The organism is Pandoraea sp. PE-S2R-1, from assembly GCF_002179865.1.
GTDB lineage: Bacteria > Pseudomonadota > Gammaproteobacteria > Burkholderiales > Burkholderiaceae > Pandoraea.
Genome location: NZ_NGUR01000008.1, coordinates 26,778 through 49,393, shown reverse-complemented (window position 1 = coordinate 49,393; position 22,616 = coordinate 26,778). Strand labels below are relative to the sequence as shown.

The following is a 22,616-nucleotide window of genomic DNA, read 5'->3' as shown; positions in this document are numbered from 1 at the left end:
ATCGTCTCCTCAACCTTGTGCGTCATCACGCGCACGCGTGGTCGAACCCGGCTCGGCCGCTTCCATTTCCGCGAACACCTTCTCGGCATCGTGAATGGCCTGATTCGCCGCGGGCAAGCCGCAATACAGCGCGGCGTGCATGAACAGCTCTTTCATCTCGTCGCGGGTCACACCGTTGTTGAACGCGGCGCGCACGTGCATGCGGAACTCATCGCCGCGATTGAGCGCGATGAGCAGCGAGAGCGTGATCATGCTGCGCATATGGCGCGTCAGCCCCGGACGCGTCCAGATATCGCCCCATGCGAAGCGCGTGATGAAGTTCTGAAACTCGTCGTTGAATTCGTTGCGACGCGTAAGCGTGCGGTCGACGTGCGCGTCGCCAAGGACGGCGCGACGCACCTGCATGCCGTTGTCGTAGCGTTCCTGATCGTTCATTGAGATGTCCCGCCTTGAAGAGAGTCAGGGGCCGCCGCGTCAGCGAGCGCCAATACGCGGCTCACGAACGTCTCGGCAGCGCCCAGATAGTGTTGAGGGTCCGTCAGACGCACGAGGGCGTCGTCGGAGAGAACGCGCGTGATCTCGTCGTCTTCGCGCAGCACGTCGAGCAGATCGCGCTGTTGGGCCACGGCGTCGCGGCAGCGGGCTTCGATGCGGCGATGCGCCTCTAACCGCCCCATCGATTCGCCGAGCGCCATCGTGACCGCTTCCGCCATGATCAGGCCATGCGTGAGATCGACATTGGCGCGCATGCGCGCACCGTCCACGGTCCATCCGTCGATCAGCGTGCGCGAGGTGGCCAGCGCGCCGCCGCACAACATGAGCAGTTCGGGCAACGTTTCCCACTCGGCGTGCCACGTGCCCAGCCCGCGCTCGTGGTCCTGCTGCATCGCGCCGAACAACGTCGCGACGAGTTGCGGCGTGCGTGCTGCGGCGGCAAGAATGGCCGCACATCCGACCGGGTTGCGTTTGTGCGGCATGGTCGACGAGCCGCCCCGGCCCGGACCGGATGCCTCGCCGATCTCGCCCACTTCCGTTTGCGTGAGCATGGCCGTATCGCGCGCGAACTTGCCGAGCAGGCCCGTGAGCGATGCCGCCCAACTGCCCACGCGCACGATGCGATCGCGCTGGCCGTGCCACGGCGTCGCGGCGTCGGACAAACCGAGATGTTTCGCCAGTGCTGCGCTCACCGCCGGGCCTTGCGTGCCCAGCGACGCGAGCGTGCCTGCCGCGCCACCAAACTGCACGCACAGCACTTGCGCCCGCAACGCGAGCAGATCCGTGCGCGCGCGCAACAGCGCGTCGAGCGTGCCGGCCAGCTTCAGGCCGAAGGTGATGGGCAACGCGTGTTGCAACCACGTGCGGCCAATCATCAGCGTCGCGCGATGTGCGCGCACCTGATCGGCGAACTGTGCGATCAGACCGTCGAGGTCCGCGCCGAGATCGTCGAGTGCGCCACGCACTTGCAGCACGAGACCGGTATCGATCGCATCCTGACTGGTCGCGCCCCAGTGCACGAAGCGGGCCGCTTCGGGGTCGAGCGCTTTCACGCGCGCGGTCAGTTGCTTGACCAGGGGAATGGCGAGATTGCCCGCGCACGCGGCGGCGTCGCGCAGCGCCGGCCAATCGAGATCGGCCGCGTGGGCCGAGGCAGTAATGGGGGCGACGGCGGACGCCGGGATGAGGCCGGTATCGGCTTCGGCGCGCGCGAGCGCCACTTCGAAGTCGAGCATGCCCTGAAGCGTGGCGTCGCGCGAGAAGCGCGCCGACACGGCAGCGCCGCGCAGCAATGAGTCAAGCAGTTCCGTCATCGGAGAGTCGATGGTGGTTGTTGCATTGCAAAAATGCAGAGACGGCCACGGGCCGCCAGCACTTTCATGCCGGTGGCCCGAGGCCGCGCCAATGTCAGAAAGACTTCAACCGACGTCAGAGGTCGAGGAAGACCGTCTCCGCATTGCCGCCGTGGCTCTGCATACGGATATCGAAACGGTACGTCACACGCCCGCCGATCACCTCGCGGCGCGCCACCAGCGTGTGGCGCCGCTCGGCCGGTACCTGTTGCAGCACGGGGTCTGCCGCGTTGGCAGTTGCCTCATCGTCGAAATAGATACGCGTAAACAGATGATTCAGCAAGCCCCGCATCGTCAGCACCACGTCGATGCGCGGTGCCTCGCCCTGCCCGGTCGAGCCCGGCTTGATCGTCTCGATCACGAAACGGTTCTCGGCGTCGGTGCCCGTGCCGCAACGCGCGGCACCCGCAAAGCCGGTGCGCTCGATGTCGTCGGCCGTCTCGACATACCGCCCGTCGGCGTCGGCCTGCACGATCTCGATGAGCGCGTCGTTGATCGGGTTACCGGCACCGTCGATCACCTGACCGATCACGCGGATGGCTTCGCCCTTCGCACGGTCGGTGGCGGCCACCGGCGTGAAGGCGCTCTTGAAGTCGTACAGGTACTGCTCGGGCGAGAGGCCATAAGCGAAGTACGGGCCGACGGTCTGCGACGGCGTTTGCTTGTAGTCGGACATGGCTCAGGACTCCATCGGCGTTTGGTCGGCACCGCGCAGCACGATGTCGAATTCGTAACCCAGCGCGTAGTCGGGCTCGGTGATGTCCATCGAGAAACGCGCGATCAGGCGGTTGCGGGCATGCGCCGGCGTGGCCTCGAAAATCGGGTCGTAGGCGAGCAGCGGGTCGCCCGGGAAGTACATCTGCGTCACGAGCCGGGTCGCGAAGTACTGGCCGAACACCGAGAAGTGCAAATGCTGCGGACGCCACGCGTTGTGGTGGTTCTTCCACGGGTACGCACCCGGCTTGATCGTCAGAAACTTGTAACGCCCTTCGGCATCGGTCATCGCGCGGCCGGCACCGAGGAAGTTCGGATCGAGCGGGGCGTCGTGCTGATCGACCTTGTGCACGTAACGGCCGCAGGCGTTCGCCTGCCACAGTTCAACGAGGGTATTGGGTACCGGACGGCCGCCTTCGTCGAGCACGCGGCCGGTGACGATGATGCGCTCGCCAAGCGGTTCGCCGTTGCGCACGGCATTGCGCGTCAGGTCGCTGTCCAGCGCCCCGATGATGCCGTTGCCGTAGACCGGCGAGCGCAGGTCTGCGAGATTCTGTTTGACCGGAACCAGCAGTTCCTTGGGGCCTCGCAGCGCGGTGGACTTGTACCCGCTGTCGATGAGTTTGGGATGGGAGTCCCAATCGCGCGGGCGCAGGACGGTTGTCGACTTCGACATGGTCTCACTCCATTTTGTGTTGACGGGCCTGGCTAGGATGAACAAATCCTTCCAGTGTGTTTAGTTCGTTTGCAACACTATATCCATAATCAACGGATATATTTATTGACATTTTCTTAGGCTTTTCATAACTTTTCGGCATGGAAAGACACTTACTCGACGGGCGTATCAAGCTGCGCCATTTGCAATGCCTGCTGGCGGTCGCACAGCACGGCAGCCTGCAACGGGCAGCCGAAGCGCTGTCCATCACCCAGCCGGCGGTGAGCAAGACCATTGCCGAGCTTGAAGCGCTGCTCGGCGTGCGCCTGTTCGACCGTGGCCGTAATGGCGCGCGCCCGACTGCGCAGGCCGAACTCTTCCTGCGCCATGCGGGCGCCAGCGTCAGCGCGCTGCGGCAGGGCATCGATGTCCTCTCACGCGCCGTCGGTCAGACCGGCGGTGTGATCGAGATCGCCGTACTGCCCACGCTGGCGGCGGCGATGATGCCCGCCGTGCTCGAAACCTTCCGGCGGGAATGGCCGGGCATCGTCGTTCAGGTCCACACCGGCGCCAATCAGCAGTTGCTCACGCAGTTGAAATCGGGACAGGTGGCGCTCGCGTTGGGGCGTCTGTCCGGGCCGGAAGGCATGACCGGCCTCACGTTCGAACATCTCTATGCCACCCCGCTGTGCATCGTAGTGCGCCCCGATCATCCGCAGGTGAAGCAGCGCACTGTGTCGATTGCCGATATCGCCCGCTACCACGTCGTGCTGCCGCCCCACGGCACGATCCTGCGCCATACCGCCGACAGTTTCCTGCGCGCCCATGGCGTCGGCGCGCTGGACGACTATTCGGAACTGCTCTCCATGTCGCTCGCCCGCGCCATGACACTGCGCGACGACGTGGTCTGGATCGCCTCGGAAATCACCGTGCAGGACGATTTGGCCGACGGTGTGCTGTGCGCCCTGCCCTTCGCCACCAAAGGCACCGAGGAATCCATCGGCATTCTCTGGCGCAACGACACCATGCCCACGCCGCCCGAGCAGACGCTCATCAGCGCCATGCGCGAAGCTGCGCGCGTGCGTTACGGCGTGCCCGGGCTTCGTTGAGCGCCGGGGTTCACACCACCACTGCGGGCGATGTGTCCGCACTGGCACCCAGCCCCAGCATGCGCACGGCGTTCTCCTTGAGCACCAGTGGTTTGACTTCATCGCGAAAGCCCGCCGTCTCGAAGTCGCGCAGCCAGCGGTCCGGGGCAATCAACGGAAAGTCCGAGCCGAACAGCATCTTTTCGCGCAGCAGAGAGTTCGCGTACTGCACCAGTTCCGGCGAGAAGTACTTCGGCGACCAGCCCGACAAGTCGATATACACGTTCGGCTTGTGCAGCGCGATCGAGAGCGCCTGCGATTGCCACGGCCACGAGGGGTGCGCAATCACGATGTTCATTTCGGGAAAATCGGTCGCCACGTCGTCGAGATGAATTGGCTCCGAGTACTTGAGCCGAAGCCCGCCGCCGCCGGGCATGCCCGAACCGATGCCCGAATGACCGCTGTGAAACACGGCAGTCAGTTGGTACTCCGCGATCAGCTCGTACATCGGATACGCCATCCGGTCGTTGGCGAAGAAACCCTGCATCGTCGGGTGGAACTTGAACCCGCGCACACCAAACTCTTCGACCAGACGGCGCGCTTCGCGCACGCCCATGCGTCCCTTGTGCGGGTCGATGCTCGCGAACGCGATCATGATGTCGGCGTTCTCTTGCGCATAGCCCGCGATTTCCTCGTTCGGAATACGCCGCCGGCCGATGTTGGCCTCGCAATCGACCGTGAACATCACGAAGCCGATATTGCGCTCGCGGTAATGCGCGATGGTCTCTGGAATCGTCGGCCGGCGGTTCTGCTTGAGCACGGTGCCGAAATATTTGTCCGCCGCGTCGTCGAATGCTTTGCCGAACAAATCCGGAGGCTGACAGCAGGACACTTCGGCGTGAACGTGCGTATCGATAGCGACGAGTGTGTCGAGATTCATGCTGCGGTCTCCGGTTCGGCAGTCTGCGCCGCGATGATGCCCATCGCCCGCTGTGTGTCGGGGAGTTCGAATTTGAGCCAATAGCGCGCTGCGCTGCGTTTGCCGTGGACATCGCCGCCATCGGCGAGCGCCGCCTGTGCCCAGAGGCCAGCCATCGACAAGCCGTGCACGACGCGCATCACCTCTCCTGCAACACATAGCGCCGCACGGGGCGATGCTTGTGCCAGCGAAATCGCATTCGGCATCAGTGCCCGCCATTCGTCGAAGCAAGCTAGCGCTGCGTGGAAGCCGCCGAGTGCGTTATCGGTCGAAACCTCGCAAACCTGAGCGCGCGCCCAGTCGAGCCACTGCCCCAGCGTCGCGCCGTTGTCGCGAACGATCTTGCGCATGAACAGATCGATGGCCTGAATCTCGTTCGTGCCTTCGTAGATCATCGGGATGCGCGCATCGCGCATGATTTGCGAGATGCCCGTTTCTTCCACATAGCCGTAGCCGCCGAACACCTGCAACGCCGCGCTAGCACCGTCGAACGCCTGTTCCGTGAGCATCGCCTTGACGACCGGCGTCAGCAGCGCAGCGAGCGCATTGGCTTGCTGCCGTACTTCAGGCGTCTCGGCGTGATGCGCTTCGTCAATCGCGAGTGCTGCGCGATACAACAACAGGCGAGCGCCTTCGACTGCGACGCGTTGCCCTTCAAGCAAACGCCACACGGCCGGATGCGCCGCGATAGGGGCTCCCGCAGCCGCCCCCGGCACACGCGACTGCACGCGCTCGCTGGCGTGTCGCGCAGACATTTCGAACGCGCTCTGTGCAAGGCCTAGCCCGGAAGCGCCCACATGCAGCCGCGCCGAATTCATCATCGCGAACATCGCTTCGAGTCCCCCGTGCGGTGACCCGACGAGATAGCCCGTCGCGCCCTCGAATGCCATCGAGCAAGTGGCGCTGCCGCGAATGCCCATCTTGTGTTCGATACCGGTGCACTGCACGGCATTGCGTTCGCCGTCGGGCAGCCACTTCGGTACGAGAAAGAGCGACAACCCGGCGCTACCCGCCGGTGCATCGGCCGTGCGCGCCAGCACCAGATGCACGATGTTCGGCGTGAAGTCCTGATCGCCGCCGGAGATGAATATCTTCTCGCCGGTCACGCGTACCGTCTGATCGTCAAACCACTCAGCACGGGTGCGAATCTGCCCCAGATCGCTGCCCGCGCCCGGCTCGGTCAGGCACATCGTCGCCAGCCATTCGCCGCTCACCAGCGGCGCAAGCCACGCGTCCTGCAACGCCTCGTTGCCGAAGCGGTGCACACACTCGTACGCACCGTGCAGAATGCCCGGGTACATCGTCCATGCGAGGTTCGCCCCGGCGGTCAGCTCCTGCAATGCCACCTGCGCGACGATGGGCAGACCCTGCCCGCCCACGTCGGGATCACAAGGCAGCGACGGCCAGCCGGCCTCCCGGTACTGGCGATAGGCCTCGGCGAACCCTGCCGGGGTGCGCACCTCGCCGTCTTGCCACTGGCAGCCGTCACGATCGCCCGCTGCGTTGAGCGGCGCCAGCACGTCGCGTGCAAAGCGCCCTGCTTCGTTGACCACCTGCATGAGCGTTGCCGTGTCGAACTCGCGAAACGGTGCCAATTGCGCGAGCGCATCGCCCACGCCGAGCCGCGTCATCACGAACGCAATATCGTCCGCCGCACTACGCACTTCCCGATAGACCATTTCAGCGTCTCGCGGGGGCCAAAATGGCGCGCACGTCGCCAGACTGGGCAGCGTGCAACGCGTCGACGGTTGCCGCACGATGATCCTGCACCGCGCGCTGATTGATCGAGCCCTTGTCGGTCACCTCGCCGCGATCGAGCGACGGCGGCGTGTCGAGCAACCAGAGCCTCGCCACATAGGTCGCGCTACCGCCTGCCTGCACGTTCAGTTGCTGCATCAGGCTGGTAAAGAACTCGCGCACTGGCGCGGATGCCACCACGTCGGCCATCGATGCACTCGCCGGCAGCCCGCTGAGCCGTCGGCAATCGTCGACGCGCGGGAAGACGAGCAGGCCGATGTCGTCGCGATTGATGCCGGTCACGACCGCGTCCTGCACGTACGGCGCGCCTTCGGAAATCACACGTGCGCGCAGCGGCCCGACACTCACGAACGTGCCCGAACTCAGTTTGAAGTCTTCGGTAATACGGCCGTCGAATTGCAACCCGATTTCCGGATGTGCGATATCCACGAAGGTTGCCGCGTCGCCGGTGCAGTAGTAGCCCTCTTCGTCAAAGACCGGATCCGTCGCCTCATGACGCCAGTAACCGCCCATGACATTCGGGCCGCGAAAGCGCACTTCGAGCTTGCCGCCGACAGGCGCGAGTTTCACCTCGCAGCCGGGGGCCGGAAGTCCGATATACCCGGCGCGCATGATCGGCCCGGTTGTGAACATGCAACTCGGCGACGTTTCCGTCATGCCCAGACCGGACATGATGCGAATGCGCTCGCCGCAGTGCGTTTCCGTCACACGCTCCAGCCGATCCCATGCCGCTTGTGACAGCCCGGCACCGCCAAAGAAATACAGATTTACCTTCGAGAAGAAACGCTCGCGCAACGCCGCATCTTTCTCCAGCGCGATGGCGAGATCTTCCCAGCCTTTGGGCACGTTGAAATAGACCGTCGGCGAAATCTCGCGAAGATTGCGCAGCGTCTCTTCGAACTTGCCAGCGACGGGTTTGCCGTCGTCGATATACAGCGTGCCGCCGTTGTACAGCGCAATGCCCACGTTGTGACTGCCGCCATACGTGTGATTCCACGGCAACCAGTCGATCAGCACTGGGGGCGCCTCGCCGAACGTCGGGAACGTTTGCAGCAGCATTTGCTGATTGCTGCACAGCATGCGCTGCGTGGTCGGCACGGCCTTCGGCTGACGCGTCGAGCCGGAGGTGAAGAGAATCTTGGCGATGGTCTGCCCATCGACCTTCGCATGCGCCGCATCGATATCGCGCGGCACGGTGTCGAGCAATGCGTCGAAGGCCAACGTGCCATTCGCGCCATTGCCCGTCACGCGAATCACATCGTCACCGAGGACGGCATCCATCGCACGTCCGTAGGCGCTGGCATCCGTGGCATAGACAAGCCCCGGTTGCAGCAGACCCAGCGTATGGCGCAACTTGCCGAAATCGCTCGACACGATGGAATACGCGGGCGAAATCGGCGCAAACGGCACGCCTGCGAACATCGCACCGAGCGCCAGTTGAAAATGTTCGAGATCGTTGCCGGAGAGAATCGCAATCGGGCGCGTCTGCGACAGCCCACGATCGAGCAGCGCCTGACCGATGGCCCGCGCCCGCGACAGCATCTCGGCGTACGTGATGCCGACCCACTCGCCGTCAGCGCCACGGCGGGCGATGAGCCATCGCTCGGGGTGCTGCGCCGCGCCGCTCACGAGACGGTCGGTCAGCCGCTCGGGAAACTCACCGAGCGCTTCGCGCGAACGCAGATACCAGAACTCGCCGTCGCGCAGCAGTTCCACGCCGGGGTTACCGATGGCGACGTGACGATAGCGATGCGCAGCAGTGTCGGCTGCGGCCGGGATGTTGCCTTGGTTCAAAACACTGTCTCCTGCTTCCGGCCTGCCGCGCGGCGCTCTCGGGCGCATGTCGCGACGGGCACTTCCTAAGTGGCTTTGCAGACAGAGGCGCGATCCCTGTGAATCAAGCGCCCTGCCGCAGATGCCGTCTGCGATCAGATCGGGTAATGCCGGGGCGTGGTCTGCACGGTGATCCAGCGCAGTTCGGTGAACTCGCCAATCGACGCCTTGCTGCCGAACCGGCCGTAGCCGCTCGACTTCACACCACCGAACGGCATCTGCGCTTCATCGTGAACCGTCGGGCCGTTGATGTGGCATATCCCCGACTCGATCCGTTTGGCTAACTGCAACGCGCGCGACACATCGCGGCTGAAGATCGCCGCCGACAAACCGAACTCGCTATCGTTAGCCACACGGATGGCTTCGTCGTCACCGTCGACACGTTGGATCGTGACTACGGGGCCGAACGATTCTTCGCGATAGAGCCGCATCGAAGGGGTCACGCCGTCGACAATCGTCGCCTGCATGATGGCGCCTTCGACACGGCAGCCCAGCGGCAAACGCGCGCCGTGTTCGCGGGCGTCTTCCACCAACGCTGCCACCCGCGACGCCGCTTGCGCGCTGACCATCGCACCCAGCACGCTGTCGGGCGATGTCGGCGAACCCGCGTGAAGCGTCGCGGCCTTGGCCGTCAGCTTCTCAACGAAGGCATCGGCAATGCGGGCGTCGACGATCACGCGCTCCGTCGACATGCAGATTTGCCCTTGGTTGAAGAACGCACCGAAGGCGATACCGTCCACGGCGGCATCGAGGTCGGCATCGTCGAGCACAAGCACCGGGGCCTTGCCGCCCAACTCCAGCAACGCAGGTTTGAGATGCTCGGCGGCCACGCGCGCGATGATGCGTCCCACATGCGTGGAACCCGTAAAGTTCACCCGGCGCACGGCCGGATGCGCGATCAGCCGCGCGACGATCTCGCCAGCATCGGCCGGTGCATTGGTCACGATATTGACCACGCCGTCACCGAGGCCGGCGTCGTGCAGACACGCCCCAATCAGCGCGTGAACGCCCGGGCATTGCTCCGACGCCTTCAGCACCACGGTGTTGCCGCAGGCGAGCGGCATGGCCAGCGCACGTGTGGCGAGAATCACCGGGGCGTTCCACGGCGCGATGCCCAGCACCACACCGACCGGCGAGCGCACCGCGAGCGCGAGACTGCCGGGCACATCGCTCGGAATCACGCTGCCGTCGATCTGCGTGGTCATCGCAGCGGCTTCGCGCAACATGTTCGCGGCGAGCATCACGTTGAAGCCATACCAGTTCGCCATCGCGCCCGTCTCGGCGGCACCCACGGCAATGAATTCGGCGGCGCGGGCATCCATGCGTTCGGCCGCGGCCAGCAGACGCGCACGGCGCGCTCCCGGCGACAGCGCCGCCCATGCGGGAAACGCGGCCTGCGCGGCATCCACCGCTGCGTCGGCGTCGGCCAACGTCGCGGCCGGGGCGCGCGAGGCGACTTCGCCGGTAACGGGGTCGATGCGCTCGAACGTGGCGCCGTTCTGTGCGTCTCGCCACTGCCCGCCGATCAGCATCCGGACTTCATGCATTGCTTTGTCTCCTCTCGCTTCCACTTATCATCGCGGGCAGATCGCACCGCGCAACCGTCCAACTGCCCTCAACGCTTGTAGGCTTGCAGGCCCGGCTTGATCGACTTGTCATCGAGGAACTGCTTCAGGCCCTGCTCGCGGCCATGTTCCGGGTCGCGCAGTTGTGCCTGATCGAGCTTGGCGTACAGATAGTCTTCGCACTGCTCCCACGTCAGCTCACGCGAGCGCTTGAAGCCATGCTTGGCCGCGCGCAGCACCACGGGGTTCTTCTCCAGCAGCTTGCCCGCCAGCGCGATGGTTGCCTCGCGCAGTTGGGCGAGCGGCACGCTCTCGTTCACCAGCCCCATCTCGGCGGCTTGCGCACCGTTGAAGGTGTCGCCGGTCATGATGTAGTGCAGCGCGCGACGATGACCGACCGTGTCAGCCATGGCCTTGCTCACCAGGTTGCCCGGCGGAATGCCCCAGTTGATTTCCGACAGACCGAACACGGCATCGTCGGCCGCAATGGCCAGATCGCACGCCACGAGCGGCGAGAAGCCACCGCCGAAGCACCAGCCGTTGACCATCGCGATGGTCGGCTTGGCGTACATGCGCAGACGGCGCCATTGCCAGTCGGAGGCGTCGCGGCGAATGCGCTCCTGCACGATTTCCGGGCCGCCGTCGATCTCGCGGAAGTACTCCTTCAAGTCCATGCCGGCCGTCCACGCTGCGCCCGCACCGGTGAGCACGACCACGCGGGCATCGCCGTCGAGTTCGAGCGCATCGAGCACCTGAATCATTTCGCTGTTGAGCGTCGGGCTCATCGCGTTGCGCTTCTCCGGACGATTGAAGGTGACCCAGCCAATGCCGCCTTCCACTTTCACGTCGATCGTTTTCCAGCGTCCTTCGTATGCATTCATTTTGCGTAAATTCCAAGTGTCCGGCGTTCTCTCGCCGCGCGCCGGGAGTGGCGCAACGGTGCTGCCTATGGACACATTTAATATCAGGTAGCCTTACATTGCAAGCTCGATGATTTCAGGGGAAACCCTGAGCTTGCAACGCGAGTGTTCAGTTCATATGGCTCAGAACGTATGACGCATGCCGAGCATCACACCGGTTTGACCGACACCTGCGGGCGGCGTCGTACCGCCACCGCCGCCGCTGACCGAATAGGCCGCCTTGGCGCTGTTGAACAGGTAGGCGCCTTGCGCGTAGACCGCCGTGCGCACCGAGAGCGAATACGTCGCGCGCAGCGTGGTCATCGTGCCGCGCGTGTCGTGGTCGCTGTTGACGATGCGATAGACCTCGCCATCGACCAGCCATGCAGGCGTGACGTTGTACGCCGCGCCGAGATAGAACAGGTTCGAGTGCGTGTTGACCGATGCGGTCGTCACGCTGCGGCCCAGCCACCCGCCACCGACCTTGAATGCACCGTATTTGTAGTACGCGCCCAAGGTGGTGCGCGTGTCTTTGTCGCTGCTGCTGGTGAGCGCGGTCGGCGCGAGGCCGTCGAAGAAGTTGGCCGCGGCGTTCGTGCCGCCGCGTTGCTCTTCATACGAAGCCGCGACACCGAAGTTGCTCGCGTCGTACTTCAGCATGACCGACCAGTCGCGGCATTGCGTCGATTGCCCCGGCACTTGCCCGGCACAAGTGCCTTGCCCCGGCGAGTTGCCGGTGCCACCGCTGTCGCGTCCGAACGAATAAGCCACACCGAACGACAGGCCCTGCCAGCCGACCTGATAGGCGATCGAGTTATCGGTACGGGCGTTCGGAATATAGGCGTCGAACGAGCCCATGCCGTAGATGTCCGGGCCCAGCACGTCGGAGCCGAGCAGCGCGTAGTACGTCATCGAATACTGACGCCCGATGGACAGCGTGCCGTAGGGGCTTTTCACGCCCACGAATGCCTGACGGCCGAACAGGCGGCCGCCCTGCCCCAGATCGCCGCCACGCAGGTTGAAGCCGCTCTCCAGTTGGAAGATCGCCGACAGACCGCCGCCAAGATCTTCCGAACCGCGCAGACCCCAGCGCGAGGGCAACTCGCCCGTCACCCCCGGCATGCGCCACACGGCGCCGTTGGCGCTCGCGTGCGAGACGTATTCGATACCGGTGTCGACGATGCCGTACATCGTGACATTCGATTGTGCGGCGGCCAAGCCGGGTGCCACGAGCGCGGCAGCGGCAGACAGAATGCCCAGCGAGCGTGCGGAAAGTGCCATGCGAGTCTCCATTGCTATCGATATTTTTTAGGTGATCAGTCGGCTGCGCGGGGACGACGGATAAGCGTGAGTGCCGCGAGCGCTGCGACGATGACGACCGGCACGCTGGCACCGATCACCACGGCAGCGCTGCTACCCACGGCGAGCAACATGCCTGCGGCGAGCGGTCCGACCACCGAGCCGATACGCCCGATCGCCACCGCCGCGCCCACACCGGTGCCGCGCATGGCAGTCGGGTAGTAAGCCGCCGCCAGTGCATACAGCACCGACTGGCCGCCGATGATGAACATGCCGGCGAAGAAGGCCGCTGTCGCCAGTACGGCGAAGCCTTGCGCCGCCGCCAACCCGATCAGCGAGGCAATCATGCCGAGATACATGCCACCGATGACGACCGACATGCGCACGCGGTCCATCAGCAGGCCAAGGCACAGCACCCCGACGGCGCTGCCGACGTTGAAGAGAATCTGCACCCAGCCGATTTCACCGCGGGCGAGACCACGCGAGCCCATGAGCGACGGCAGCCAGTTGAGCAGGAAGTACAGCACGATGAGCGTGCAGAAGTAGCTCAGCCACAACTGCACCGTCGACACGCCACGCCCCTCGGAGAACAGCACCGACATGAACGGTGCAGGCGTAGTGCGCTGACCTTGCGACGTGGCCGCGGCGAATGCCTTCGACTCGGGCAGGAACGCGGCAAGCAGCGGCAACAGCAACAACGGCCCGACACCACCGACGTAGAAGATGTGGCGCCAGTCGGCATCGCTCACGGCGAGCATGCCGATGGTGGCGGCAATGCCACCGCCCAACGGAATGCCGCAGTACATGATGCTCACCGCCGTGCCGCGCAGACGCGGCGCGACGGCTTCGGAGGAGAGTGCGATCAGGTTCGGCATGGCACCGCCGAGGCCGATACCCGTGAGCACACGCACGATCACCAGCATCCAGAAGTCGGACACGAACGCGGTGGCAATCGACAACACCCCGAACAGCGCTGCCGAGAGCATCAACACGCGCTTGCGGCCGATGCTGTCAGCCAGCCGGCCGCCGACCATGGCGCCGGGCAACAGCCCGAATGTACCTGCCGAGAAGGCAATGCCCATCTGCGCGACACTCAGCCCGAACTCCTTGGCCATGCCCCGTGCGGCCACCCCGACCGATTGGAGGTCAAGCCCTTCGAGCAGTGCGACCGCAAAGCACAAGCCCAGCGTGAGCACCACCGTGTTAGCGGTGCTGCCCGTGCGCTCACTCGCAGGCAATATCGCCTGCGCTCCACGCTCCCGAGTCGATTCCATAGTGTCTCCTGTGATCTTCATGGACTCCGGCTACCGCCTGCCAACCCGTGACACGTGGCGCCCGATGTAGTTACCTGCGAGATTGGTCGCCGCCACACATCATTTAATCAGGAAACCTGATATTAAGGACGCAAGTGCAAAGGGCGTGACGGTGCCGCAGCGGACTCCATTTAATATCAAGCTACCTGACAATACAAGCGCTCAGCGGGTCGGGACAAACCCGAAGCGCACGCCAACGGCGGCGTGCCAGGGCAGGCGCAAAAACGACTGAAAGTCGGGAGCCGGGAGACGGCTCAGGAGAACCGTCAGGACACAACGTGGATGACGAGGGCTTAGTCGCGCAGATTGCGCACGAACATTTCCAGATGGCGTTGCACGGCGGCGGCGTCTTCGCGACTGACGTCCGTGCGCATGCGGGCGTCGATCTCCTTGGCCACCGCTTCGCATTGCGCGAGCACCCGGCGGCCTTCGTCGGTCAGTTGCAGGAGCACGATGCGGCCATGGTTCGGGTCGGGTTCGCGCGTGATCCACTGGCGCGACGCCATGACGCCCACGACCTCATTGGCCGATTGCGGCGTGATGAACGAGCGTTGCGCGAGTTGCGCGTTGGAGAGTTTGCCGCGCGCGTCGAGCACCGACAGCGCGGTGAACTGTGCGAGGGTGAGACCCAGCGGTGCGAGCGCCTCGGACATGTGGCGACGCAGCAGACGATCGAGGCTGGCGATGACGTACGTCAGGCGCAGCTTCGAACGGCGCGGACGGCCATCGGCAGCATTGGCAGTATTGGCCGTCTCGGGCGTCACTTCGGCACCGGCGCCACCGGACGCCGGCGCGGCCGTCTCGGCCAGATCAGCCAAACCGGACGCAGCGGCCGCAGCGGCCGGCTTTTTTTTCGGGGAAACGACGCTCATGGTGAATAGCGAGAATGCGAGGACTCTCGCGCGATACGGGAAAGACAGCAGTGTAACGCCGACGCCACGCGGTGGCGACGGTCTTCCGCCCGAATCATCGTACCGATGAGCGCCGCGAAATCACGCTGCGAAGCCGCCTTCGTTTTCGGCGGAATCGCTTCGCTCAGCTCGCCAGCTTGCGGAACGTCTCCAGCACGGCGTCGCCCTTGAACGGCTTGACGATCCAGCCGCGCACGCCGGCGGCCTTGCCGCGCTCTTTCATTGCCGGGCTGCTCTCGGTGGTGAGCATCACCACGTTGACCGAGCTGTTGGCGAGTTCGCCGCGAATCTTCTCGACCATCGTCAGGCCGTCCATGTTCGGCATGTTCACGTCGCTGATGACGAGCTTCACGCCCGGGCTGGCCTTGATCTTCGCGAGGCCGTCCTTGCCGTCGACGGCCGTGTCGACATCCAGGCCGTTCTTGCGCAGGAAACCCGCGACTTCGTCGCGCACAGTGCTCGAATCGTCGACCACGAGAATCTTCGACATGGTGTTGTCCTTGAGAATAGGTAAGTGAATATGAGTGTGAATGGGTGAGCCCGTGGCTCAGAACATTTCCAGCGCGCCGGTCTCGACCGGTTCAGCCACGGTCTGGGCCGCTTCGCGAAACGCTTCGGGCGACCAGTTCAGGCTGAAGACAAAGTGTTGATGCAGCGTGACGATCTGACCGCTCACCGGGTCCGTCAGCTGATAGACGAAGCACAGTTGCGGGTTATCGGTGCCGAACGAGATGTACTTCTGCTTGTGGTTGATCAGCAGCGGCACCTGCACCTGCGTGTGGTCCACGGCCGCCGGGTCGCCCATGAAGCGGCTCTTGAACGCGCCCCAGATGAGATTGGTCATCTCGCCCAGCATGCCGTTGAGTTCGCGAAACCCGGCCTGCCCTTCGCAGCGGCCCGTGTGTTCGAGCAACTGCATGAACGGCACCTGCTCGGCCTGCATCATCATGTAGCCACGGCACCAGGCGCTCTCCAGCGGAATCAGGCTGAAGACTTCGCCGAAGATGATGCGATCGCGCACCACGCTCGGCGACTCGCAGGTTACGGTGACATCGCCGAACAGGCCGCGAATGGCGCCATCGGTGATATCGATCATCCCGCGCACCAGCGCTTCGGGATATTCGTGTTCGACGTTGTCGTCGAGGATCAGGAAGTGGTTGACCGACTCGCGGGGGGTGGTTCGGGTCATCGTATTGGGTTCCTTGCCAAGACGTGGGGCGAATTCAAAACAGTTCCAGCTCACCGCCGCTGTCCTGCGTCTCGCTCACTTCGGCGACGAAGTCGAGCGGCGCATGCGCGCAAACGCACAGCGTGGCAGCCAGGCGGACCGAGCCGTCGAGAGTGATCTCCCACGACGCCAGGTGATTCGGCTTGAGTTGAGTCAGATGCGGCACGCAGCGCGCGCTGAGCACATAGGGCGTCGACATGCCCAGATCGGGAAAGTAGTTCAGCAGTTCCTGATTGATCGCGCCGCAGCACAGATTGCTGATTTCGAGAAACGCCTCGCGGAACGGCTTGTCCTGCGCTTCCCCGAGGAAGTAAGCCGCCGTCGCGTCGTCCTCGTCGAAATGCAAAATCAGCAGCATGCGAAAGCCAATCGACGAAATGGTGAGCACCACCACGTTCGCATGCCGTTTGGCGAGATCGACATCGGCATCGTTCGCGGGCTCGGACTGGCGTGTGCGCAACGGCACGATCTCGCAAGGCGCGTCGATCGAACGGGCCAGCCGCGTACGTGCCGCCTTGTGCAGAATGCGCTCGAAACTGTCGCGTGCGTGAGTGCTGATCAAAACGCCACCTGCCTAGTGAAGACGGGAATGCAACTGATGCGCCAGCGACTCGACGCTCGAGAGCGACGCGGCAATCATCTTGCCGCCCGCCTGAATGTCCTGAAACGTCGCTGTGGTCGTCACGTCGTTGCGGTGCAGGCTGTCGCGATAGCTCTTCGACAGTTCTTCCGAGCGCGTCGCAAGCGAACGCACTTCGCTGGCGACGATGCCGAAACCTCGCCCGGCCGTGCCTGCGCGCGCCGCTTCGATCGACGCGTTGAGCGAGACGATCAACACGTGCCGCACGATCGATGCCAACTCGTGGTTCTTCGCGTGCATGTCCTGATTCTGGGTCATGAGCGAGATCATCTGCTCGTGCCAACGCTCGAACGTCGCTGCGAGCCCGCGCAGACGCGCCGCTTCACCGGCGATGCGCTGGGCCTCTTCCTGCCACTGCGTTTTGGCGTCGAGCACTGAGGCTTCGGACTTGCGTGCGACTTGCAGATCCGACTCGGCTTGCGTCAATTGCGCTTGCAGCGCCGCCAATGCGGCGGCGTGCGCTTCGGCGATCTCGTCGCTGCGCGCCTGCGCGGCGCGTTCGCGCTCAAGCGCCTGTTCGAGCGCTTCCTCGTGCGTTTTTTCCAGCGCGCGCCAGTGTGCGACGGCCTGCGCCATGCGCCAGCGATGCACGATGAAGCCGATCACGCCCGCACCCGCCACACCGGCGAGGGCGCCCGCCGCGATCCATTCCACTGCTGCCATGCTCTTGATGCCTCCGAAAGCGGCGCGGCGGCCGCAGACCGGTCAGGTCTGCGCCGCCGTGCATTCATACTGGGGTCAGACCTTGCCGGCGTTCGAGAGATTGGACAGGTCGTCGCGAACCTCATGCGTTTCGACCTTCCCGAGCGTATCGATTGACTCGATCGGCGCACTCGGCAGATCGACCGCGTCGGCCGCCACGCTGTTCAGGTCGAAGCCATCGACCACCAGATTGTCCGGCAGGCACACCACCGTCTGGAACTGACGGAATTCCGCGCCCTTACGGTCGTCGGTGAAACGCAATTCGATGCGGCCATGTTCGCGGCGCACGAAGTCCTGCACGGCATCCATGCCCACGCCACGCCCCGACACTTCGGTCACCTGCGCGGCCGTGGAGAAGCCCGGGCGGAAAATGAACTGCGCGATCTGCTCGTCCGTCACATAAGTTTCCGACGTGATCCAGCCACGCTGCACGGCGATGCCGCGAATGCGATGCAGCGCCAGACCGCGACCGTCGTCGGTCAGCGTGACTTGAAGCATGTTGTGATCGAGACCGACTTCGATGTCGATGGTGCCCGCGGCGGGCTTGCCCTTGGCACGGCGCTCATCACCACTTTCCAGCCCGTGGTCCATCGAGTTGCGCAGCAAGTGCATGAACACGTCGCGCAGAATTCGCACGGCCGGCGAGCGCAGGCGATAGCCGTTGTCGTCGATACGCACGGCCGGGGCCGGTTTGCCGAGCTCACCCGCCAGCGACGGCAGCGAATCGAGTACACCGCCCAACGCTTCGCCCACGCCTTCGGTACCCAACAGTCGCAGCGTCTGGTGCACGGCGTCGCGCATCGCAACCAGTTGATGCAGATCGTTCGGGTCGGCCGCTTCGAGCATGCGCAGGCTGGCGCGGATATGACCGCGATCCACCACCATCGACTGCTCGTCAGCCGTGCGGCCCGGGCCCTTGCGGCCCAGACTCATTTCGTTGATATGGGCGTACGTGTCGACCGCGTTGCGCACGCGTTCGAGTTCGCGCATCAGGTGGTCCTGATCCCACGGCAAGCCCGCTTCCGGATGACGCAACTCGTGGTACTGCTGCTCGGTCTCGTGCACGACGTTGGTCAGGTATTGCAGGTTGTACGTGCGCGCATTGCCCTTGATCGTGTGCATGTTGCGGAACAGCTCCGCAATGGCTGCGCTGTCGGCCTGCGAGTGCTTGCGGATGATGCGCTCGTTCTCGCGAATGAAGTCGGTCGAACTTTCGATGAAGTGGTGGAACTTCTCCTGACTCACCGCGAGAATCTCGCCGATCATTTCGAGGCGCTGCTTCTGCTGGTTCGCTTCGGCGGCCAGTTCGCGCAGTTCGGTGACGTCGCGCACGCACAGCATCAGGCGCAGGATCGTGTCGGTCTCGTCGGTAATGGCCGACCACGTCAGGTCAAGCTGCTTCACGCGGCCATCCGGCATGCGCTTGCCGATTTCGCCCACGAGCAAGTGTTCGTTGAAGGCGAAGTTGATGGCGTCCTGACCGATGCACGCATCGACGGCAGCTTCGACTTGCGACAGCGCGTCGGAACCGAGATCGCTGTCGCCGAACACCAGTTCCATCACGCCACGGCCCGCGATGTCCTGCGTTTCGAAGATCGCTTCGAGATAGGCCGAGTATTCGGCGTGCACCTTCGAGCCGTCGACCACCGTCAGAATGCCCTGCTGCATGTTCTGCAACATCGCCTGAATATCGGCCGTCTTCTGCTTGAGTTGCGCCGAGCGCTCCTGAATCTTCTCGATCATGCCGTTGAACGCGACGATCGAATGACCGATCTCGTCCATCCGGCCAACCGGCACGCGGCGGGTGAAGTCCTGGCTGCTGGCGATCTCGCTCATCATGCCCTGCATGCGCGAGAGCGGGCGGGTGATCTGACGGTAGAGCAGCGCGCCGATGGCGGTCAGCAACAGGATCGCGAGGCCCGTGACGATGGCGATGGCCGTCGTCGTGGTCGAGAGCGTGTTGTTGAGCGTGGCGATCGCAGAATCCTTCTCGCGGTTCTTCTCCACACGCAGCGTGTTGACCACGCCTTCGAGTTCGTCGCGATACTGCGCGACGTTCGCAAACAGGAACGCCTGCGCCATCTCGGCCTTGCCGGCCTGTTTGAGCTTGGCGGTATCGGTGATCGCGTTGAAGTAGTTGTCGACGCTCTCGCGGGCCTGTGTCACCAGCCCCTTCTGTGCGGCGCTGGCGGCGCCGTCGGCTTGACGGGCAAGCGATTGATCGATGTCGGCGCGCAGCTTCTTGAGACTCTCGAGCGCCTGTTCGACGACGGTCTCGTCAGGCGCATAGACCAGCGTCATCGTGGCGATCTGGACTGCCTTGACTTGCGAAACAAGGTCGGCAGAAGCGAGCGCGCTCGGTACCACACCTTCGGTTACCTGCCGCACTTTCTGAGCGCTGGCACGCGTCTGGTACACCGCGTAACCACCAATGATCGAGAGCGCGACAAACGTCAGGATCACCAATAGCGTTATTCGATGACGGATGGTCATTGCGTCATTTCCCCGGGTCGCACCGGCGCCCGGTGCCCCGCGTGATTGACGCAGTAGATCGGCCGCCGAATTAGTTTGTAAATTCCTCGTGCGACGTGATTATCAGGGGCGAACTGTGACGATTCGATGAATCAACGGAAGCTTCACGTATCACCGGATCGGCAATGGCGTGTAGGAATCCAAGATGGGTAAGCACTAACTTTCCGAGGGGTGAGTGCTTGCTATATAGACGCATCGTCCTCACCACGTCCCCCTCGCGAAGATGGCTTCACGGTGACGTCGGCTAACGTGGGCCTTCATCGGCCATCGCATCGATACGGCGTAATGACCCTGCAGCCAACTCGGTGAATTGACGCCATAGCTCCGGCTTGGCGCGACCGCGTTTGACGATGCGGTGAAAGCCGAGCGCCACTTCGGGGGAAGTGAGCACATCCCAACGCACCGCACGCGCGCAGCAGGCCGGCAAGGTGAACGTCGGCACGATGGCGGCGCCGAGTCCGGCTTCGGCCATACCGATCAATGTCTCGAAGCGGCGAAACACTGCACGCGGCTCGTCGGCGCGGCCGATGCGTGCGAGATGCGTCTCCACGAGTTGCTGAATCGGATTGTCGGGCGGCAGGCTGATGAGCTTCTCGTCGCGCAGTTCATCCCATGAGATGCCGCCCTTGGCCGTCTTGCGCGACGCTCGCCTGCCTGCCGCCGTCACGCGCATCAGGCGAAACGATTGCAGCAGCGTGCGCTCGATGCCGTGCGACGCTTTCGTGAAGAACCCGAAGCCCAGATCGGCTTCGCCCTGCTCGACCAGCGCCTGCACTTGCGCGAGTTCGGCCTCCATCAGCCGCAGATCCACGTCGGGATGTTCGCTCGCAAAGGCGCCGAACCATTCCGGCATCAGGTGCGACGACACGAGGGGCGTGGCAGCAATGCGCAACGTCTTGCGTGCCACCTGACCAAACGCGGCGATCTGTCCGGCCACCGCATCGAGTTGCCCGACGGCCGCACTTGCCACGGGCAACAACGCGTGACCGGCCTGCGTGAGGGTCACGCTGCGGGTCGTCCGGTCGAACAAACGGCTGCCCAACTGCGTTTCGATCTCGCGCATCATCACCGACAGCCCGGCCTGCGTGATGTGCAAGCGCTCCGCCGCGCGGGTGAAGTTGCCCAGCGTGGCGACCAGCACGAACGCTTTCAATTGACGCAGCGAGATGTTCATCCGTCACTCATAACTATCGAATATGAATTCATATGATAGTCAAAATTCCCTAATGACTGGCAGCGCGCTCTAATGGTGTCCATTCCAACCTCACAGCGCATTGCCGCGCAGGAGACACCTCCATGTCCTCATCCGTCGATGTAGCCATCGTCGGCGCCGGTATCGGCGGCCTGACGCTCGCCCTTACCCTTCACGAAGCGGGCATCGCCTGCCGCATCTACGAAGCCGTGGCCGAGATTCGTCCGCTGGGCGTCGGCGTGAACATCCTGCCGCACGCGGCGCGTGTGCTCGACGAGCTTGGCCTGACTGCCGCGCTGCGCGACGTCGCAGTCACCACGCGCGAATCAGCATTCTTCAATCGGTTCGGTCAATTCGTCTATCGCGAGCCCGCCGGCGAATATGCCGGCTATGCGTGGCCGCAGTTCTCGATCCATCGCGGCGATCTGCAAGGCATCCTGCTCGCTGCGGTGCGCGAGCGCCTTGGCGCCGACGCGGTGGTCGAAGGGCATCGCTGCACCGGCTTCGAACAGAACGATGACAACGTCACCATCCGGTTCGCATCGCCCGACGGCGACGCCCTGCCGCCGGTCAGCGCGCGTCTGCTCGTTGCCGCTGACGGCATTCACTCGGTCGTGCGCAAGCAGTGCTATCCCACCGAAGGGGCACCGCGCTATTCGGGCGTGAACATGTGGCGCGGCAGTGTGGTGCTTCCCCCCTTCCTCTCGGGTGCGACGATGGTGCGTGCCGGTTGGCTGTCGGTCGGCAAGATGGTGATCTATCCGATTCGCAACAACGTCGACGGTCAGGGCAATCAATTGGTGAACTGGGTCGCCGAAATCGAATCGCCGCAGCCGGCGCGACGCGACTGGAATGGCGTGGGGCGGCGGGAGGATTTCTTCCCGGTGTTTGCCGACTGGCACTTCGACTGGCTCGATGTGGCCGGGATGATCGAGGCCACCGAGACCATTCTCGAATATCCGATGGTCGATCAAGACCCGCTGCCGCGTTGGACCTTCGGGCGCGTCACGCTGCTCGGCGACGCGGCACACCCGATGGTGCCGCGTGGCTCGAATGGCGCCGGGCAGGCAATTCTCGACGCGCCGTGTCTGGCGGCGCAGCTTCGCGAGCACGGCCTGACCACGGCGGCACTCGACGCTTATGAACGCATTCGCGGCAAGGCCACCGCCGATGTCGTGCTGATGAACCGCACGGCGCCGCCGGACGCCATTCTGCAAACGGTGCACGACCTGAGCGGCGACAAGCCGTTCGCGCGGATCGAAGACGTCATCAGCAACGCCGATCTCGCCGCCATTTCGAATCGCTACAAGAATGTCGCCGGGCTCAATCGGGAGACGCTCAATGCCAAACAGGCGGCGGCCCGCTGACGGCTGACCGGCGCCCCCGGAAACCCATCGACAACGACCTGCGTGCGCGCCCACCGGCTCGCACGCTTTTGCATTTCCCACACTTTCGACAGAG

Annotated in this window: 20 protein-coding genes; 2 read left to right on the top strand and 18 right to left on the bottom strand. The window is 64.1% G+C overall.

The features are described 5' to 3' along the window. Window positions 1-9: 9 nt before the first annotated feature. The 4 genes from pcaC to pcaH all read right to left on the bottom strand — a co-directional run bounded on the left by pcaC (window position 10) and on the right by pcaH (window position 3,237). A complete protein-coding gene (gene pcaC / locus CDV44_RS06830) occupies window positions 10-435 on the bottom strand; it encodes a 4-carboxymuconolactone decarboxylase (RefSeq protein ID WP_087687337.1) in 426 nt (141 codons plus the stop codon). Next, the gene (locus CDV44_RS06825; protein WP_087687336.1) at window positions 432-1,808 is read right to left on the bottom strand and encodes a 3-carboxy-cis,cis-muconate cycloisomerase; all 1,377 of its coding nucleotides are present in this window, start codon (window positions 1,806-1,808) and stop codon (window positions 432-434) included. The genes pcaC and CDV44_RS06825 overlap by 4 nt, the downstream gene beginning before the upstream one ends. A gap of 115 nt (window positions 1,809-1,923) precedes the next feature. Beyond that, a complete protein-coding gene (gene pcaG / locus CDV44_RS06820) occupies window positions 1,924-2,523 on the bottom strand; it encodes a protocatechuate 3,4-dioxygenase subunit alpha (RefSeq protein ID WP_087687335.1) in 600 nt (199 codons plus the stop codon). A gap of 3 nt (window positions 2,524-2,526) precedes the next feature. Further along, window positions 2,527-3,237 carry a protocatechuate 3,4-dioxygenase subunit beta gene (pcaH, locus tag CDV44_RS06815; RefSeq protein ID WP_058375615.1) on the bottom strand — a complete coding sequence of 237 codons (711 nt, stop codon included), beginning with the start codon at window positions 3,235-3,237 and terminating at the stop codon, window positions 2,527-2,529. A 140-nt stretch (window positions 3,238-3,377) separates the two neighbouring features. On the opposite strand from pcaH, the gene pcaQ reads away from it, so the two are divergent. After that, window positions 3,378-4,325 (top strand): pca operon transcription factor PcaQ, encoded by a 948-nt coding sequence (gene pcaQ, locus CDV44_RS06810; RefSeq protein WP_087687334.1) that lies wholly within the window; start codon window positions 3,378-3,380, stop codon window positions 4,323-4,325. 10 nt (window positions 4,326-4,335) lie between these two features. Here pcaQ and CDV44_RS06805 read toward each other — a convergent pair whose 3' ends face one another. The 14 genes from CDV44_RS06805 to CDV44_RS06740 all read right to left on the bottom strand — a co-directional run bounded on the left by CDV44_RS06805 (window position 4,336) and on the right by CDV44_RS06740 (window position 21,137). Beyond that, window positions 4,336-5,244 (bottom strand): amidohydrolase family protein, encoded by a 909-nt coding sequence (locus CDV44_RS06805; protein ID WP_087687332.1) that lies wholly within the window; start codon window positions 5,242-5,244, stop codon window positions 4,336-4,338. Beyond that, window positions 5,241-6,962 carry an acyl-CoA dehydrogenase family protein gene (locus CDV44_RS06800; RefSeq protein WP_087687330.1) on the bottom strand — a complete coding sequence of 574 codons (1,722 nt, stop codon included), beginning with the start codon at window positions 6,960-6,962 and terminating at the stop codon, window positions 5,241-5,243. Before CDV44_RS06800 ends, CDV44_RS06805 begins: the two co-directional genes overlap by 4 nt. A 1-nt stretch (window position 6,963) precedes the next feature. Next, window positions 6,964-8,883 carry a feruloyl-CoA synthase gene (locus CDV44_RS06795; protein WP_087687328.1) on the bottom strand — a complete coding sequence of 640 codons (1,920 nt, stop codon included), beginning with the start codon at window positions 8,881-8,883 and terminating at the stop codon, window positions 6,964-6,966. A gap of 86 nt (window positions 8,884-8,969) precedes the next feature. Continuing rightward, window positions 8,970-10,421, bottom strand: a complete 1,452-nt coding sequence (locus CDV44_RS06790; RefSeq protein ID WP_087687326.1) for an aldehyde dehydrogenase — start codon at window positions 10,419-10,421, stop codon at window positions 8,970-8,972. Between the two features lie 68 nt (window positions 10,422-10,489). Next, window positions 10,490-11,320 carry a p-hydroxycinnamoyl CoA hydratase/lyase gene (locus CDV44_RS06785; protein ID WP_058375621.1) on the bottom strand — a complete coding sequence of 277 codons (831 nt, stop codon included), beginning with the start codon at window positions 11,318-11,320 and terminating at the stop codon, window positions 10,490-10,492. 162 nt (window positions 11,321-11,482) lie between these two features. Further along, on the bottom strand, window positions 11,483-12,619 hold the full coding sequence (locus tag CDV44_RS06780) for a porin (protein WP_087687325.1): 1,137 nt from the start codon (window positions 12,617-12,619) through the stop codon (window positions 11,483-11,485). Between the two features lie 35 nt (window positions 12,620-12,654). Beyond that, the gene (gene mhpT / locus CDV44_RS06775; protein WP_087687323.1) at window positions 12,655-13,911 is read right to left on the bottom strand and encodes a 3-(3-hydroxy-phenyl)propionate transporter MhpT; all 1,257 of its coding nucleotides are present in this window, start codon (window positions 13,909-13,911) and stop codon (window positions 12,655-12,657) included. Window positions 13,912-14,243: 332 nt separating this feature from the next. Beyond that, the gene (locus tag CDV44_RS06770; protein WP_249277431.1) at window positions 14,244-14,822 is read right to left on the bottom strand and encodes a MarR family winged helix-turn-helix transcriptional regulator; all 579 of its coding nucleotides are present in this window, start codon (window positions 14,820-14,822) and stop codon (window positions 14,244-14,246) included. Between the two features lie 163 nt (window positions 14,823-14,985). After that, the gene (locus CDV44_RS06765) at window positions 14,986-15,351 is read right to left on the bottom strand and encodes a response regulator (protein WP_058375623.1); all 366 of its coding nucleotides are present in this window, start codon (window positions 15,349-15,351) and stop codon (window positions 14,986-14,988) included. A 57-nt stretch (window positions 15,352-15,408) separates the two neighbouring features. Continuing rightward, window positions 15,409-16,050 (bottom strand): chemotaxis protein CheX, encoded by a 642-nt coding sequence (locus tag CDV44_RS06760; protein WP_087687321.1) that lies wholly within the window; start codon window positions 16,048-16,050, stop codon window positions 15,409-15,411. Between the two features lie 34 nt (window positions 16,051-16,084). Then, window positions 16,085-16,651 (bottom strand): hypothetical protein, encoded by a 567-nt coding sequence (locus CDV44_RS06755; RefSeq protein WP_087687319.1) that lies wholly within the window; start codon window positions 16,649-16,651, stop codon window positions 16,085-16,087. A 12-nt stretch (window positions 16,652-16,663) separates the two neighbouring features. Further along, entirely contained in the window at window positions 16,664-17,392 is a 729-nt protein-coding gene (locus CDV44_RS06750) for a methyl-accepting chemotaxis protein (RefSeq protein WP_170935878.1), read from the bottom strand. A 75-nt stretch (window positions 17,393-17,467) separates the two neighbouring features. Continuing rightward, window positions 17,468-19,924, bottom strand: a complete 2,457-nt coding sequence (locus tag CDV44_RS06745) for an MCP four helix bundle domain-containing protein (protein ID WP_249277430.1) — start codon at window positions 19,922-19,924, stop codon at window positions 17,468-17,470. A gap of 283 nt (window positions 19,925-20,207) precedes the next feature. Further along, entirely contained in the window at window positions 20,208-21,137 is a 930-nt protein-coding gene (locus CDV44_RS06740; protein ID WP_087687317.1) for a LysR family transcriptional regulator, read from the bottom strand. Window positions 21,138-21,259: 122 nt separating this feature from the next. Between CDV44_RS06740 and CDV44_RS06735 the strand changes: the two genes are divergently transcribed. After that, complete coding sequence (locus CDV44_RS06735) at window positions 21,260-22,522, top strand: flavin-dependent oxidoreductase (protein ID WP_087687315.1); 1,263 nt, start codon at window positions 21,260-21,262, stop codon at window positions 22,520-22,522. Window positions 22,523-22,616: the final 94 nt, after the last annotated feature.